The sequence below is a fragment of the Streptomyces sp. LS1784 genome, from assembly GCF_020103755.1.
Lineage (GTDB): Bacteria > Actinomycetota > Actinomycetes > Streptomycetales > Streptomycetaceae > Kitasatospora.
Genome location: NZ_JAHSQD010000166.1, coordinates 1 through 14,916 on the forward strand (window position 1 = coordinate 1; position 14,916 = coordinate 14,916).

Annotated in this window: 13 protein-coding genes; 8 read left to right on the forward strand and 5 right to left on the reverse strand. The window is 72.5% G+C overall.

The genetic code is table 11. The features are described from left to right. Both KS423_RS20100 and KS423_RS47425 read left to right on the forward strand, forming a co-directional pair. On the forward strand, positions 1-344 hold a 344-nt coding region (locus tag KS423_RS20100; protein ID WP_224280943.1), incomplete at its 5' end, for a nitronate monooxygenase family protein. 104 nt (positions 345-448) lie between these two features. Beyond that, on the forward strand, positions 449-571 hold the full coding sequence (locus KS423_RS47425; protein ID WP_263455046.1) for a hypothetical protein: 123 nt from the start codon (positions 449-451) through the stop codon (positions 569-571). 16 nt (positions 572-587) lie between these two features. Here the strand turns inward: KS423_RS47425 and KS423_RS20105 are convergent, their stop codons facing one another. Further along, on the reverse strand, positions 588-2,039 hold the full coding sequence (locus KS423_RS20105; protein WP_224280944.1) for an aminopeptidase P family protein: 1,452 nt from the start codon (positions 2,037-2,039) through the stop codon (positions 588-590). Positions 2,040-2,200: 161 nt separating this feature from the next. On the opposite strand from KS423_RS20105, the gene KS423_RS20110 reads away from it, so the two are divergent. From KS423_RS20110 to KS423_RS20130, 5 genes are read left to right on the forward strand one after another with little or no spacing between them, the layout of a single operon-like run. Next, entirely contained in the window at positions 2,201-3,949 is a 1,749-nt protein-coding gene (locus KS423_RS20110; protein WP_224280945.1) for an ABC transporter substrate-binding protein, read from the forward strand. 13 nt (positions 3,950-3,962) lie between these two features. After that, a complete protein-coding gene (locus KS423_RS20115; RefSeq protein WP_224280946.1) occupies positions 3,963-4,925 on the forward strand; it encodes an ABC transporter permease in 963 nt (320 codons plus the stop codon). Then, positions 4,922-5,908, forward strand: coding sequence for an ABC transporter permease (locus tag KS423_RS20120; protein ID WP_224280947.1), 987 nt, complete (start codon positions 4,922-4,924; stop codon positions 5,906-5,908). Before KS423_RS20115 ends, KS423_RS20120 begins: the two co-directional genes overlap by 4 nt. Further along, entirely contained in the window at positions 5,908-6,906 is a 999-nt protein-coding gene (locus KS423_RS20125; protein ID WP_224280948.1) for an ABC transporter ATP-binding protein, read from the forward strand. The genes KS423_RS20120 and KS423_RS20125 overlap by 1 nt, the downstream gene beginning before the upstream one ends. Then, positions 6,906-7,916, forward strand: a complete 1,011-nt coding sequence (locus KS423_RS20130) for an ABC transporter ATP-binding protein (protein ID WP_224280949.1) — start codon at positions 6,906-6,908, stop codon at positions 7,914-7,916. Before KS423_RS20125 ends, KS423_RS20130 begins: the two co-directional genes overlap by 1 nt. An 86-nt stretch (positions 7,917-8,002) precedes the next feature. Here the strand turns inward: KS423_RS20130 and soxR are convergent, their stop codons facing one another. Then, positions 8,003-8,476: a redox-sensitive transcriptional activator SoxR gene (gene soxR / locus KS423_RS20135; protein ID WP_224280950.1), complete on the reverse strand. Its 474-nt coding sequence runs from the start codon at positions 8,474-8,476 to the stop codon at positions 8,003-8,005. 47 nt (positions 8,477-8,523) lie between these two features. Here soxR and KS423_RS20140 point away from each other — a divergent pair, with 47 nt between their 5' ends. Continuing rightward, entirely contained in the window at positions 8,524-9,981 is a 1,458-nt protein-coding gene (locus KS423_RS20140; protein ID WP_224280951.1) for an MFS transporter, read from the forward strand. Positions 9,982-10,073: 92 nt separating this feature from the next. Here KS423_RS20140 and KS423_RS20145 read toward each other — a convergent pair whose 3' ends face one another. From KS423_RS20145 to KS423_RS20155, 3 genes are all read right to left on the reverse strand, one after another. After that, positions 10,074-12,437: an immune inhibitor A domain-containing protein gene (locus KS423_RS20145; protein WP_224280952.1), complete on the reverse strand. Its 2,364-nt coding sequence runs from the start codon at positions 12,435-12,437 to the stop codon at positions 10,074-10,076. A gap of 154 nt (positions 12,438-12,591) precedes the next feature. Next, positions 12,592-12,969, reverse strand: a complete 378-nt coding sequence (locus KS423_RS20150; RefSeq protein WP_224280953.1) for a YrdB family protein — start codon at positions 12,967-12,969, stop codon at positions 12,592-12,594. An 88-nt stretch (positions 12,970-13,057) separates the two neighbouring features. Further along, the coding region (locus KS423_RS20155) for a prolyl oligopeptidase family serine peptidase (protein ID WP_224280954.1) at positions 13,058-14,916 on the reverse strand (1,859 nt) is incomplete at its 5' end.

The window sequence follows — 14,916 nt, forward strand, 5'->3', positions numbered from 1 at the left end:
CGGCGGCGGTGCAGCTGGGTACGGCGCTGCTGCGGTCGGACGAGTCCGGCGCCTCGCCCGCCCACCGGGCGGCGCTCGTCGAACTGCCGGAGACGGCCGTCACCCGCGCCTTCACCGGCCGCCCGGCCCGCGGCCTGCGCAACGCCTTCATCGACCGCCACGGCCCGTACGCCCCGCCCGCCTACCCCGAGGTCAACCACCTCACCACGCCGCTGCGCGCCGCCGCCGCCCGCCGCGGCGACACCGACGCCATGCACCTCTGGGCCGGCACCGCCCACCACCTGGCCCGTACGGGCCCGGCGGAGACGATCGTCACCGAGCTGTGGCGGGCGGCGCGGGGGTAGTGCGCCGGGGCACGCGGGGCAGCGAGCGCCATCCCTCGCAAGGGTGGATTAGGCGAGAAAGCCCGCGGTAAGTCGCCGGGTTGATGGGGGTCAGCCAGGCTCGGGTGTCGCAGATCGAGCACGGGCAGGTGGACAGCCTGGACAACCTCCGCGCGTACGCCGCTGCCATCGGTGGCGAGGTCGAGGTCACCGTCCGGCAGGGGGAGCGGACGATCAAGGTGGCTTGATCGTCCGCTCCCGTTCTCAGGCCAGCAGGTCGGCCATCCAGGACTCGATGTCGGGGGCCGTCCTGGGCAGGGCGCCGGACATCAGGTGGGCGCCGTCGGCGGTGATGACCAGGTCGTCCTCGATGCGGATGCCGAGGCCGCGGAGTTCGGCGGGGAGGGTCTCGTCGTCGGGCTGGAGGTAGAGGCCGGGTTCGACGGTGAGGACCATGCCCTCCTCCAGGGTGCCGTCGAGGTAGCGGTCGGCGCGGGACTTGGCGCAGTCGTGGTAGTCGAGGCCGAGCATGTGGCCGCTGCCGCAGAGGGTGTAGCGGCGGTAGAGGCCGTTGTCCTCGGCGAGCGCCTCTTCGGCGGAGACGGGCAGGACGCCCCAGTCGGCGAGGCCCTCGGCGATGACCCGCATGGCGGCGCGGTGGAAGTCGCGGAACTGCGCGCCCGGGCGCAGGGTGGCGATGCCGGCGCTCTGGGCGGCGAGGACGAGGTCGTAGGCCTGGCGCTGGACCGGGGTGAAGGTGCCGCTGAGGGGGAGGGTGCGGGTGATGTCGGCGGCGTAGAGGGTGTCGGTCTCGACGCCGGCGTCCAGCAGCAGCAGGGAGTTCGGGTCGAGCGCGCCGTCATTGCGGATCCAGTGCAGCACGCAGGCGTGGGCGCCGGAGGCGGCGATGGTGGTGTAGGAGGTGCCGTTGCCCTCGGCGCGGGCGCGCAGGTCGAAGACGCCCTCGATCCAGCGCTCGCCGCGGTGGTGGCGCAGCGCGGTGGGCAGGGCGCGGACGACGTCCTCGAAGCCGGTGACGGTGTGGTCGACGGCCAGCTGCAGCTGCCCGATCTCCCACTGGTCCTTGACCAGGCGCAACTCGGCGAGGACGGCGGCCAGTTCGCCGTCCCGGTGGTCCTCGGACGGCCGTCCGGTGGCCTCGTCGACCAGCGGGTCGGTGCCGGCCAGCACCCGGGTGGGCGGCTGCGGGCCGGCGAGCAGCTTGCCGAGGTCGTCGAGGTGCTCGGTGCGTACTCCGGTGAGCCGGGCCGCCTCGCCGAGGTCGGGCCGGGAGCCGACCCAGAACTCGCCGTAGCGGCGGTCACGGTAGAACTCGCCGCCGTCGCGCGGAGAGCGCGGGCGCAGGTAGAGGATCGGCTCGTGGCCCTCGGGGCCGGCCGGTTCGAGGACCAGGACGTGGTCGGCCTGGTCCTCGCCGGTGAGGCCGGTGAGCCAGACGTACGCGCTGTGCGGGCGGAAGCGGTAGTCGAGGTCGTTGCAGCGGACCTTGAGCCGGCCGGCCGGGACGATCAGCCGCTCGCCGGGGAAGGCGGCGGACAGCCGGGCGCGGCGGCCGGGGAAGCGGTCGTGGCCGGGGACGCGCCGGTCGGCAGGGAGCGGGGTGGCGGCCCAGCTGGTGGCCATGAACGAGGCGAGGGTGGGGGAGACCGGGAGGTCGTGGCTCCCGGTGTTGAGGCCGGTCGGGGGAAGGGTCACCGGTGAACTCCTTGGCAGGGCTGGGGAGATGCTGGCACGGACACAGCTCGGTAACGGGAGCCGTCACCTCTTGTGCAGTGCAATTTCACATTACTATGTTACGGGTCACACAGCGCAGCGGCCGGATCAGGCGGATCAGGCCCCCCACAGCGGAGTTGCACATGACCAGGCGCACCCACGCCGCCCTTGCGGCGGCCCTCGCGGCGACCCTCACCCTCGGCCTCGGGGCCTGCTCGAACGACAAGAGCGACAGCGGCAGCGACGCCGCTCCCTCCGACGGCAAGGGCCCGGGCGCGGCGTCCGGCTCGATCATCGGCGGCACCCCGGCCAAGGGCGGCACCCTCACCGTCCTGACCAACCAGGACTTCGCGCACCTCGACCCGGCCCGCAACTGGGTGGTGCCGCACATGGACTTCGGCACCCGGTTGATCTACCGGACCCTGACCACCTTCAAGTCCGAGCCCGGTGCGGCCGGCAGCGAGATCGTCCCGGACCTCGCCACCGACCTCGGCAAGTCCTCCGAGGGCGGCAAGGTGTGGACCTTCACCCTCAAGGACGGCCTCAAGTACGAGGACGGCACGCCGATCAAGTCCGCCGACATCAAGTACAACGTCGAGCGCTCCTTCTCCCCGGACCTCACCGGCGGCCCCGACTACGCGGCCCAGTACCTGGCGGGCGGCGAGAGCTACAAGGGCCCGCTGAGCGGCGAGCACCTGGCGAGCATCGAGACCCCGGACGACAAGACCATCGTCTTCCACCTGAAGCGCCCGGTCGCCGAGTTCTCCGACACCGTCTCGCTGCCGACCTTCTCCCCGGTGCCGCAGTCCCAGGAGAAGGGCACCCAGTACGACTCCCGGCCGTTCTCCTCCGGCCCGTACAAGATCGAGACCTACGACCGCGGCAAGCAGCTGGTGCTGGTCCGCAACACCAACTGGGACCCGGCCACCGACACCGTCCGCAAGGCGTACCCGGACAGGGTCGTGGTCACCCAGGGCATCAAGGGCGGCCAGGCCGACGACCGGATCATCGCCAGCGACGGCGCCGACGCCAACGCGATCAACATGCCCTGGATGCAGCACGAGACCGTCGCCAAGGTGCTGCCCAAGCCGGACGTCAAGTCCCGCATGGTCGCCGAGGTGACCGGCTGTACCGACATGCTCTACCTGAACACCGCCAAGGCCCCCTTCGACGACCCGAAGGTGCGCGAGGCGATGATGTGGGCGGTCGACCGCGAGGCCCAGGTGACGGCCTTCGGCGGCCCCGCGGTGACCGACGCGGCGACCTCCTACCTGCCGCCCTCGCTGACCGGCGGCGTCAAGTCCGACCCGCTGAAGATCCCGGCCGCCGGTGACCCGGAGAAGGCCAAGGCGATGCTCAAGGACGCAGGCAAGAGCGACCTCAAGGTCGGGCTCACCGTCTCGACCGGGGACAAGACCCGTGCCGAGGCGATCCAGCAGTCGCTCTCCAAGGCCGGGGTGCAGGTCACCGTGAACACGGTCGACGCGTCCGCCTTCGCCGACACCGTCGGCGACATCAAGAACGCCCCCGAGCTGACCCTCAACGGCTGGTGCCCCGACTACCCCTCCGGTGCGACCTTCCTGCCGTTCGTCTTCGACGGCCGCACCATCAAGGAGAAGGGCAACCAGGGCAACTACAGCCAGTTCAAGGACCAGGCCACGATGGACCGGATGGACCAGATCGCGGCCATGACGGACGTCAACGAGGCCAACAAGGCCTGGCAGCAGCTGGACGAGGACCTGATGAAGAAGGCCCCGGCCGTCCCGCTGCTGTGGGAGCGCCGTCCGCTGCTGGTCGGCACCAACGTGGCCGGCGCGTTCGGCAACGCGGGCTTCGCCGGCATGATCGACCTGGCCACGGTCGGCCTCAAGGACCCCGCCAAGGGCAAGTGAGGGACCGGCAGCGATGAGTACCACCACTGAGCCCGCCGCCGTGGCCGAGTCCACGGCGGCGGGCGCCAAGAAGAGTGCCGGGCGCGGTCCCTGGCGGCTGGTCTGGGACCAGTTGTGGGCCAAGGGCTCGGCCCGGTTCGGACTGATCACCGTCGGCGTGCTGCTCCTGGCCACCGCGCTGGCCGGCCCGCTCGGCTCGCTCGGCGGCTGGACGCCCGAGGAGTTCGACAAGCGCGCCGTCGACCCGTACCTGGGCGGCCTGCCCCGGGGCGACTTCGGCGGCATCAGCGCCCGGCACTGGCTGGGCGTCGAGCCGATCACCGGCCGCGACCTGTTCGCCCGGGTGCTGCACGGCGGGCAGGTCTCCCTGCTGATCGCCTTCACCGCGACCGCCGTCGTCGTGGTCGTCGGCACCCTGACCGGCATCGCGGCGGGCTACTTCGGCGGCCGCGTCGACACCGCGCTGTCCCGGCTGATGGACCTCACGATGTCCTTCCCCTCGCTGATCTTCATGATCGCGATGATGTCGGTGGCCAAGGACGTCAACCGGATCCTGCTGATCACCCTGGTGATCGGGCTGTTCACCTGGCCCGGCATCGCCCGCGTGGTGCGCGGCCAGACCCTCTCGCTCAAACACCGCGAGTACGTCGAGGCCGCCAAGGTCGGCGGGGCGCGCTCCTGGCGGATCCTCACCCGGGAGATCCTGCCGAACGTCTCCGGCCCGATCATCGCCTACACCACCCTGCTCATCCCCGGCATGATCGCCACCGAGGCCGCGCTCAGCTACCTCGGCGTGGGCGTCCGCCCGCCGACCGCGTCCTGGGGCCAGATGATCGCCGAGAGCATCGTGCACTACGAGACCGACCCGACCTACTTCCTGATCCCGACGGCCTTCCTGTTCGTCGCCGTGCTCGCCTTCACCCTGCTCGGGGACGCGCTGCGGGACATCCTCGACCCCCGGGGAGGCCGGTCGTGATCCTCTACCTCGGCCGCCGGCTGCTCGGCGTGGCGGGCATCCTGCTCGCCATCTGCGCCATCACCTTCACGATCTTCTACCTGCTGCCCAACGACCCGGCCGCGGCCGCCTGCGGCAAGACCTGCAGCCCCGAGCGGCTCGCCGACGTCAAGGCGGCGATGGGCCTGGACAAGCCGGTCTGGGACCAGTTCCTCGCCTACCTCGGCGGCATCTTCGCCGGCCGCGACTACGGCTCCGGCCCCAGTGCGGTGCACTGCGGCTTCCCCTGCCTCGGCTACTCCTACGAGTACGGGCTGCCGGTCTGGGACCTGCTCACCGACCGCCTGCCGGTCTCCATCTCGCTGGCCCTCGGTGCGGGCGTGCTCTGGCTGCTCCTCGGCCTCGGCGCGGGCGTCACCTCGGCGCTGCGCAAGGGCAGGCCGATCGACAGGACGCTGACGGTGCTGTCCGTCGGCACCGCCTCACTGCCGGTCTACTTCACCTCGATCATGCTGATCTGGGGCATCGTCAGGACGGCCGGCCTGCTGCCGTACCCCTCGTACCACAAGTTCACCGAGAACCCCCTGGAGTGGGGCTCCAACCTGCTGCTGCCGTGGATCGCGCTCGCCCTGCTGTACGCGGCGAACTACGCCCGGCAGAGCCGCAACTCGATGATCGAGGCGATGGCCGAGCCGTACATCCGCACCGCCCGGGCCAAGGGCCTGCCGGCGCGAACGGTCACGATCAAGCACGGGCTGCGCTCCGGGATGACGCCGATCCTGACCATCTTCGGCATGGACCTCGGCGGCCTGCTGGCCGGCGCGGTCATCACCGAGTCGATCTTCGGCCTGCCCGGCGTCGGCCGGCTGTTCTACGACGGCCTGGCCCGCTCCGACCAGCCCGTCATCCTTGGTGTCACCCTGCTCGCGGCCTTCTTCATCGTCGCCGCGAACCTGCTGGTCGACCTGCTCTACGCGTTCGTCGACCCGAGAGTGAGGTACTGATGGCCGAGTTGTTGGAGGTCGAGGACCTCAAGGTCGCCTTCGGCACCCCGCGCGGCACCGTCCGGGCGGTGGACGGGATCTCCTTCACCGTCCAGGCCGGTCGCACCCTCGGGCTGGTCGGCGAGTCGGGCAGCGGCAAGTCCGTCACCTCGCTCGCCGTCATGGGCCTGCACCGCGGCGCCACCGTCACCGGCTCGATCCGGCTGAACGGCCAGGAGCTGAACGGGCTCGGGGAGCGGGAGCTGGGCGCCGTCCGGGGCCGCAGGATCGCGATGATCTTCCAGGACCCGCTGTCCAGCCTGCACCCCTTCTACACCGTCGGGGAGCAGATCGCCGAGCACTACCGGGTGCACTTCAAGGCCAATCGCAAGGCGGGGAAGGCCAAGGCGGTCGAGATGCTGGCCGAGGTCGGCATCCCGGAGCCGGCCCGCCGGGTCGACGAGTACCCGCACCAGTTCTCCGGCGGCATGCGCCAGCGCGTCATGATCGCCATGGCGCTCGCCTGCGAGCCCGAGCTGCTGATCGCCGACGAGCCCACCACGGCGCTCGACGTCACCGTCCAGGCACAGATCCTCGACCTGATCGCGCGGATCCAGCAGGAGCGCGGCCTCGGCGTCGTGATGATCACCCACGACCTCGGCGTGGTCGCCCGGGTCGCCCACGACGTGCTGGTCATGTACGGCGGCCGGGCCGCCGAACAGGCCCCGGCGGACCGGCTGTTCGGGCAGCCCGCGCACCCGTACACGCGCGGCCTGCTGGACTCGCTGCCCCGCCTGGACGACGCCGACGACGCCCCGCTGCGGGCCATCCCCGGCAACCCGCCGTCGCTGATCGCCCCCGCCCCCGGCTGCTCCTTCGCCCCGCGCTGCGCCCGCACCACCGCCGCGTCCGCCGAGGAGCACGCCCGCTGTCTGTCCGAGCGCCCCGTGCTCGGTCCGCTCGCCCCCGGCCACCAGGCCGCCTGTCACCTGCCGCTGGTGCCGGAAGGGGTGCTGTGATGACCACGCCTTCGACGACGGCCATGGCGCCGACGTCCACACCGTTGCTCTCGGTACGGGACCTGGTGAAGACCTTCCCCGGCCGGCGCGGCCGCACGGGGCGGCCCGGCGCGCCGATCCGGGCGGTGGACGGGGTGAGCTTCGACGTCGGCGCGGGCGAGACGCTCGGCCTGGTCGGCGAGTCCGGCTGCGGCAAGTCCACCACCGGGCGGATGATCGTCCGGCTGCTCGACCCGACCTCGGGCACCGTCACCTTCGACGGCACCGAGATCGGCGGGCTCTCCCAGGCCCGGCTGCGCCCGCACCGGCGCGACCTCCAGATGGTCTTCCAGGACCCGTACTCCTCGCTCAACCCCCGGCAGACGGTGGCCCGGATCATCTCCGAGCCGCTGCTGGTCCAGGGCGAGAGCGCGGCGGACGCGCGCAAGCGGGCCGCCGAGCTGATGGAGCTGGTCGGGCTGATCCCCGAGCACCTGGACCGCTACCCGCACGAGTTCTCCGGCGGCCAGGCCCAGCGCATCGGCATCGCCCGCTCGCTGGCCACCTCGCCGCGGCTGGTGATCGCCGACGAGCCGGTCTCCGCGCTGGACGTCTCCATCCAGGCCCAGGTGGTCAACCTGATGGAGCGGCTCCAGCAGGAGCTGGGGCTGGCGTACGTGTTCATCGCGCACGACCTCTCGGTGGTCAAGCGGGTCTGCGACCGGGTCGCGGTGATGTACCTGGGCCGGATCGTGGAGATCGGCGACAAGGCCGAGGTGTACGGCAACCCCGCACACCCGTACACCAAGGCGCTGCTGTCCGCCGTCCCGCTGCCGGACCCGGAGGCGGAGCGCAACCGGGAGCGGATCGTGCTGCTCGGCGACCCGCCGAGCCCGGCCGACCCGCCGCCCGGGTGCACCTTCCACCCGCGCTGCCCGAAGGCCCAGGACCTCTGCCGGACCGAGCGGCCGCTGCTGAAGATCGCCGGACCGGGCGAGCGGCAGGCGGCCTGCCACTTCCCGGAGGCCTGAGCCGGGCACACAAGACCCCCGGTCGGACGCGGCGGGGAACCCTGCGAGGGCCGCGTCCGACCGGGCTTCACCCTTTCCCCGCCCGCTCACTCCTCGACGGGCAGCAGGCCCTCCTCCGGCAGCAGCCGGCGCGGGCCAGGGCCCTGCGCGGCCAGCTCGTCCCCCGGGTTGAGCACCCGGCAGCGGCGCAGCGACACGCAGCCGCAGCCGATGCAGCCGGTCAGCTCGCCCTCCAGCCGCTCCAGCTCGGCCCGGCGGGCGCGCAGCTGCTCGGCCCAGCGCCGGGAGATCCGCTCCCAGTCGTGCTTGCCGGGCATCCGGTCCTCGGGCAGACCGGTGAACACCTCGGCGACCTCGGCGAGCGGGATGCCGAGCCGCTTGGCGACCAGGATGAGCGAGATCCGGCGCAGCACGTGCCGCCGGTAGCGCCGCTGGTTGCCCGTGGTGCGCTCGGAGGAGATCAGTCCCTGGTCCTCGTAGAAGCGCACCGCGGAGGTGGCGATCCCGGCCCGCCGGGCCACCTCGCCGACACTCAGCAGATCGACCGGCGCGGTGGTCATGGCGGCTCCTTGACTTCAAGCTTTGTTGAAGTCCTAGCGTACCGGACGTGACCGAATCAGCCGCTGTCGAGAACCACACCACCGTTGCCGAGCTGGATAGTTACCCGCCGGATTCGCCGTCCGCGGGGGCCTCCGGCGGGTGGCGCGAACTCTTCTCCCGCCAGTACGCCGCCTCCGCCTCGATCCTGGCCGGCGGCGTCGCGCTGTACGCGATGAACCTCTACTTCACCGCCGCCCTGATGCCCTCGATCGTCGCCGGCATCGGCGGCGAGCGGTACTACGCGTGGGTGGCCACCGGCTTCCTGATGGCCGCCGTCATCGCCTCGATGCTGGTCAGCCGGCTGCTGGACCGCCTCGGCGCCGCCCGCGCCTACGTGCTGGGCTTCCTGGTCTTCGGAGCCGGCGCGGTGGTCAACGCGCTCAGCCCGTCGATGGCGGCGCTGATCCTCGGCCGGGTGGTGCAGGGCCTCGGCGGCGGGCTGGTGGCCGGCCTCGGCTACGCCGTGATCCGCGGCGCCCTGCCGGAGCGGCTGTGGACCCGCGCGGCCGGACTGGTCTCCGCGATGTGGGGCGTCGGCACTCTGGTCGGACCGTTGCTGGGCGGGCTCTTCGCCCAGCTCGGCGCCTGGCGCTGGGCGTACGTCCTGCTGCTGGTCGCCGCGCTCGTGCTGGCGGCGCTGGCCCGCCGGGTGCTGCCCGGGCGCTCCGGCGCGGGGCACGGCAGCGGCCCGGTGCCGCTGGCCTCGCTGCTGCTGCTCACCCTGGCGGCGGCCGCCTTCAGCGTCAGCTCCACCGTGCCGAGCGGCCGGCCGACGGCGGTCTGCCTGCTCACCGGACTGGCGCTGCTGGCGGGCTTCGTGGCGGCCGAGCGGCGCGCGTCGGCGACGGTGCTGCCGCAGCAGACCTACCGGGCCGGAAACCCGCTGAAGTGGCTCTACCTGACCGTCGCGGTGCTCTGCGCGGGCGTGGTGGCGGAGAACTTCATCCCGCTGTTCGGCCAGCAGCTGGGTGGCCTCGGCCCGCTGGTGGCCGGGTTCCTGGGCGCCGCGATCTCGGCGGGCTGGACCACCGCCCAGCTGTTCAGCGTCGGGATCGAGTCGGCCCGCGGCCGGGCCCTGGCGATCCGCACCGCCCCACTGGTCCTGGTCGGCGGCCTGCTGGTCTACGGGCTGTCGCAGACCGGGCACGCCTCCGGGCTGCGGGTGGCACTCTGGGCGGTGGCGCTGTTCGGCGCCGGCACCGGGATCGGACTGGCCTTCCCGCACCTGAGCGTGGCGGCGATGCGCAGCAGCAACGACCCGGCCGAGGGCGGCAAGGCGGCCGCGGCGATCAACACCACCCAGCTGATCGCCTTCTCGGTGACCTCGGCGCTCGCCGGGACCCTGGTCAACCTCGGTGCGGACAGTCCGGTCGACTCGGCCCGGTACATGACCTTCGGGATCGCCGCGATCACCGTCCTCGGGGTGGCCACCGCCACGCGCACCGCGCGCAGCCTGGGAAAGTGAGCCAGGCACACACATGAGCAGGCCCCGGATCCCTTTTCGTCGGGGGGATCCGGGGCCTTTCCCGCGCGTTCGTCGGACGCGCGCCCTCGGGGTCAGGAGGCCGGGCCCACCCGGACGGTGGTGATCTTCCCGCCCTGGGACTCCCGGACGACCTCGATCCTGGTGTTGGTGTCCGGCACCTTCACCGTCAGCTGCGGCGTGGCCGCGTCGCCGTACACCCCGGTGTGGTCGTCGAACACCGGGACGGCCGGCTTCGACGGGATGCGCACCGCGACGCCGCCCTTGTGCAGGGTGAACGGCGTGGTCGGCTTGAGCGAGAAGGTCGCGTCGTAGGTCTGCGCGCGCCCGTTGACCAGCGCCCCGTCGGCGAAGCGGATCGGTGCCGGGCGGGCGTCGATCGGCAGGATCAGCCCGCCGCCGGGGTGGTCCTTGGTGTTGTTGTCACCGTACGAGGTGTCCCACAGCCAGATCAGGACGCCCTCCTGGTACGGGTAGTTGTCCACCACGTTGGTCTTGCCCGCGACGCCGCTGTAGCCGAAGTTGTACGGGCCGGTCTTCAGGAACTCGCCGTAGCCGGTGTAGCGGCGGTTCTCGGCGATGTACGCGCGCGGGTGCTGCTTGACGGCGGTGCGGCCGGTGACGACCGTGAAGCCGGTGGCGGTCCAGCCGTTCGCACCGTTCTCGGCGCCGTCGGCGAACAGCTCGACGCCGCCGGCGGTGGCCTTGACGGCGTCCACCAGCACGCCCTTGCCGTGGGTGTTGCTGTCCGAGGTGACGTGGAAGCGCAGCCGGACCTGTCGGCCGAGGTAGCCGTCCAGCGGGATGTGCAGCTGCTTGTAGCTTCCGGAACTGCCGCTCAGGCCGGGCGTGTTGGCGTTGGTGTTGCCGATCGGGGCGCCGTCCACGGTGCCGCCGAGGGCGGTCCAGTGCTTGCCCTGGTCGGTGGAGGCCTCGACGGTCAGGAAGTCGTAGTCCTGCTCGGTGTCGTACCAGACCGCCGCGTCCAGGGCGGCCGGGCCGGCGGCGGTGCGCAGGTCGACCTCCCGGGCGAGGGAGTTGTCGAGGTTGTCGCCGGTGTCGCTCCACCACTGCCGGCCGCCCTCGTACGGGTCGGCGAGGTCGGTCCTGGTGGTGCCGTCCGGCAGGTGCACCAGGACGGCCTGGGCCTGGTCGGTGTTGTAGCTGCTCACCCCGAGGGCGTGGGTGGAGCGGGTGGCGGCCTGCGCCTCGTCGTAGTCGAGCCAGCCGAACTGCAGCTTGCTCCAGGCGTCGAGGTCGCCGGGGTAGCCGCCGGTGGTGTTCGGGCCCTTGCCCAGGTACGAGCCGGAGGACATCAGCGACCAGAAGTTGACGCTGTTGTCGCCGCCGGTGGTGGGGTACAGGTCCGGCAGGCCGAGGTTGTGGCCGAACTCGTGGGCGAACAGGCCGACGCCGCTGTTCTCACCCGCCTGGACGTAGTCGTAGACGTACAGGCCGGTGTCGCCGACCGGGGCGCCGCCGATCTTGTTGCCCTCCGGGCCGGTCTGCCCGGTCGCGTCCGGGAAGGTCCAGCTGCGGTGCGCCCACAGCGCGTCGGCGCCCTGGGCGCCGCCGCCCCAGGTCTCGTCCACACCGGCGTGCACCACGACGACGTTGTCCAGGTAGCCGTCCGGCTCGTTGAAGTCGCCGGTCTTGTTGTGGTCGTAGCGGTCGTAGACGTCGTACTGGGCGAGCTGCGCCTTGATGTCGGCGACGCTGCGGCCCTTGGCGATCTCACCGTCGTACCAGGCCTTGACGGCGTCCCGGATGAACTCCTGGCCCTGGGTCCAGGCGCCCGAGCCCTGAGGGCCCTTGTTGCTGCCGTAGCGGGCCTCGTTGTACGGGACGGTGACCCAGTCGCTGACGGTGCCCTCGATGTCGTACCGGCCGGAGGACTGGGTGCGGTAGTAGTTGCGCATCGACACGGCGCCGGGCGTGTCGTCGAAGAACATCTTCTGGTAGTAGCCGCGGTTGAAGTCCTGCGACCACAGGGTGTGGTTGTCGTCCTTGCCGGGCTTGGGAATCTGGTTGTGGGCCGGGCCGGGGGTACCGCCGTAGCGCGGCTGGCCGTTCCACTGGGTGGTGTTGTCCACCTCGTCGCCGAACTGGGCGAGGATCACGAAGACCTTGTCCGTGCGCTGGTGCGCGAGTTGGACGTAGTCGTTGCCGACCTTCACCTTCGCCGGGGCCCGCTTGCCCGCGGCCTTGGCGACGGTGCCCTTGTTGAGCTGCTCCAGGGCCTTGCTGCGCAGGGCCTGGCGCTCGCGCTCCTGGGGCACGAGCGGTGCCGGCGGGGCCTCGGCGCCCTGTTCGGCGTCGGCCGACGCGGCGGCGGTGAGGGGGGCGGGGGGAGCGGCCTGGGCGGGGGTGCCCAGCAGGGTGGCCGCTATCGCGCTCGTGGTGAGCGCGGCGGCGAGGGCCGCGGACAGTCTGCGCAACTGACCGGTCCTTTCCGGGGGATGGGGGTGGTCGAGGTCATCAGTCAGTGAAGCGCAGGTAATATTTCACATGTGACCGGTCACGTGGAAGAGGCGTGAAGCATGCGAAGGGGCGCCGCACCCGCAGGTGCGACGCCCTTCGACTGCCGGACCGTCAGCCGGTGGTGTACTCCAGGGTCACGCTGATCAGCACCAGTGCGCCGTACACCACCGCGAGGGTGGTCCGTCCGGTGGCGTGCAGGGCGAGTGCCCCCGTGCCCAGGACCAGCAGCTTGGCCACGATCTCGGCGGCCGATGGCAGCCGGAACGTCGGTCCGCCGGCGGCCAGGAACAGGCCCCAGAGCGCGGCCGCCAGGGCCGGTGCGCCGAGCCCGAGCAGCAGCCGCAGGCCCAGGTTGGGGCCGGTCTTGAAACCCCAGTAGCAGAGCGACGCCAGCAGGGCGAGCTCCAGCCCGAAGGCGAGTCCGGCGTTGCCGGCGGTCAGTGGCGTCCACTGCCGCTGCCCGACCGGGCCGGGTCGGTCGATCCTCATCCGCCTGCTCTCCCCCGTCGCGCCGCTCCGCCCGGGCCGGGCGGCGATCACGCGGAGTGTCGCACTCCGGCCCGGGCGGCGCAACGGATCACCCCAAGGAGGCCCGCAGGAAGGCGAGTTCGGACTGGGCCAGCTGTTCGAGCAGCCCGCCCGGGGTCATGTGGGTGGCGCCGGGCAGCGGCAGCACGGTGTGCGGGCGGCCGGCCCGGGTGAGCGCCTGGGAGAGCAGCAGGGTGTGCGAGGGGTGGACGTTGTCGTCCGCCAGCCCGTGGATCAGCAGCAGCGGCCTGCTCAGGCCGGGCGCGTCGGTGAGCAGGCAGTCGTCGGCGTAGCCCTCGGGGTTGTCCTGCGGCAGGCCCAGGTAGCGCTCGGTGTACGCGGTGTCGTAGAGCCGGAAGTCGGTGGGCGGGGCGCCCGCGCAGGCGGCGTGGAAGACGTCCGGGCGGCGCAGCACGGCGAGCGCCGCGAAGTAGCCGCCGTACGACCAGCCGCGCACGCCGACCCGGCCGAGGTCGAGGTCCGGGTGCTGCTCGGCGAGCGCGTGCAGGGCGTCGACCTGGTCGTCCAGCGCCACCTGGGACATGCGGCGGAAGATGGTGCGGGTGAAGTCGGGGGAGACGAACGGGGTGCCGCCGTTGTCGACGGTGACCACCGCGAAGCCCTGGTCGGCCCACCACTGCTTGAGCTGCCAGCGGCGCGGCTCGTTGGCCACCGCCTGGTAGCCGGGCCCGCCGTAGACGTCCAGCAGGACGGGCAGCCGCCGGCCCGGGACGTGGTCGCGCGGGTACACCACGGCGCTGGGCAGGGCGCGCTCGGTGACCCGGGCGAGCTGCGGGCGCACCTGGTACGGCAGGGCGGCGCTGCGGTCGGTGAGCGGAAGTTCGCGGCCGTCGCGGGTGATGACGCGCCGGACGCCCTCGGCGGTGGCCGAGGTGAGCAGCAGGGTGTCGGCGCCGGCGAGGGCGGAGTGCATGCCGGGGCCGGAGGTGAGCAGCTCGGGTGCGCCGCCGTCCGGGTCGATCAGGTGGACGTACTGGTCGAAGGGGTCGCCCTCGCCGGTCTCGCAGAGCAGCCGGCCGTGCAGCCGGCCGACCACCCGGCGGATCTGCAGGCCGGTGGTGTCCAGCGGCTTGCCGTCCAGCGCGAGGCCGCGGGCCTGCGGGGTGTCGTGGACGGTGAGCAGTCGGCCGTCGGCCAGCCGGGCGGGGGTGCCGGGCAGGTCGTCCACCCAGAACTCGTCGGTGGTGCGGGAGAGTTCGTCGGTCCTGCCGGTGGCCGGGTCGGCGCTCAGCAGCAGCACGTTCTGCTGCAGGCGGTCGGCGACGGTGAGCAGCACCTCCTCGGTGGAGGCCCAGGAGGCGGCGCAGACGTACGGGAACTCCTCGCTCTCCCACTGCAGTCGGACCCGGGTGCCGTCGAGGCCGAGCACCCAGAGCTGGACGTCCGCGTTGGGGCCGCCGGCCTGCGGGTAGGCGAAGTCCTCGGGCGCCTCGCCGGGGTTGGCCGGGTCGGCGAAGTACCGCCGGGGGACGGCGGATTCGTCGACCCGGGCGGCCAGCAGCGCTCCGCCGTCCGGTCGCCACCAGTGGCCCCGGGGGCGACCGAGCTCCTCGGCGGCCGCGAACTCGGCGACGCCCCAGCGGGCGCCGTCGGCGGGGGAGAGCGGGTCGAGGCCGGGGGTGACGTACAGGGCGTCCTCGGCGACGTAGGCGACACGCTGCCCGGTGGCGTCCGGGCGGGGGTCGAACGCGGGCCCGGCGACCGGGAGTTCGTCGCTGGTCCCGGCGGTGGTGTCGGTGCGGAACAGTCGGCCGTCCAGGGTGAAGACGGCGGTGGCGAGGTCGGCGGTGGCGGCGTACGTGCCGATCCCGGCGGCGACCAGCCGGGTGCGCTCGCGCAGCCGCCGCTCGACGGCGGGCAGGTCGTCGCGCCGGCCGGTGCGGCCGG

Bases quoted from the DNA above. Each gene is read 5' to 3' on its own strand.
- KS423_RS20110 (WP_224280945.1), top strand. From the start codon at position 2,201: ATGACCAGGCGCACCCACGCCGCCCTTGCGGCGGCCCTCGCGGCGACC.
- KS423_RS20115 (WP_224280946.1), top strand. From the start codon at position 3,963: ATGAGTACCACCACTGAGCCCGCCGCCGTGGCCGAGTCCACGGCGGCG.
- KS423_RS20125 (WP_224280948.1), top strand. From the start codon at position 5,908: ATGGCCGAGTTGTTGGAGGTCGAGGACCTCAAGGTCGCCTTCGGCACC.
- KS423_RS20130 (WP_224280949.1), top strand. From the start codon at position 6,906: ATGACCACGCCTTCGACGACGGCCATGGCGCCGACGTCCACACCGTTG.
- soxR (WP_224280950.1), bottom strand. From the start codon at position 8,476: ATGACCACCGCGCCGGTCGATCTGCTGAGTGTCGGCGAGGTGGCCCGG.
- KS423_RS20150 (WP_224280953.1), bottom strand. From the start codon at position 12,969: ATGAGGATCGACCGACCCGGCCCGGTCGGGCAGCGGCAGTGGACGCCA.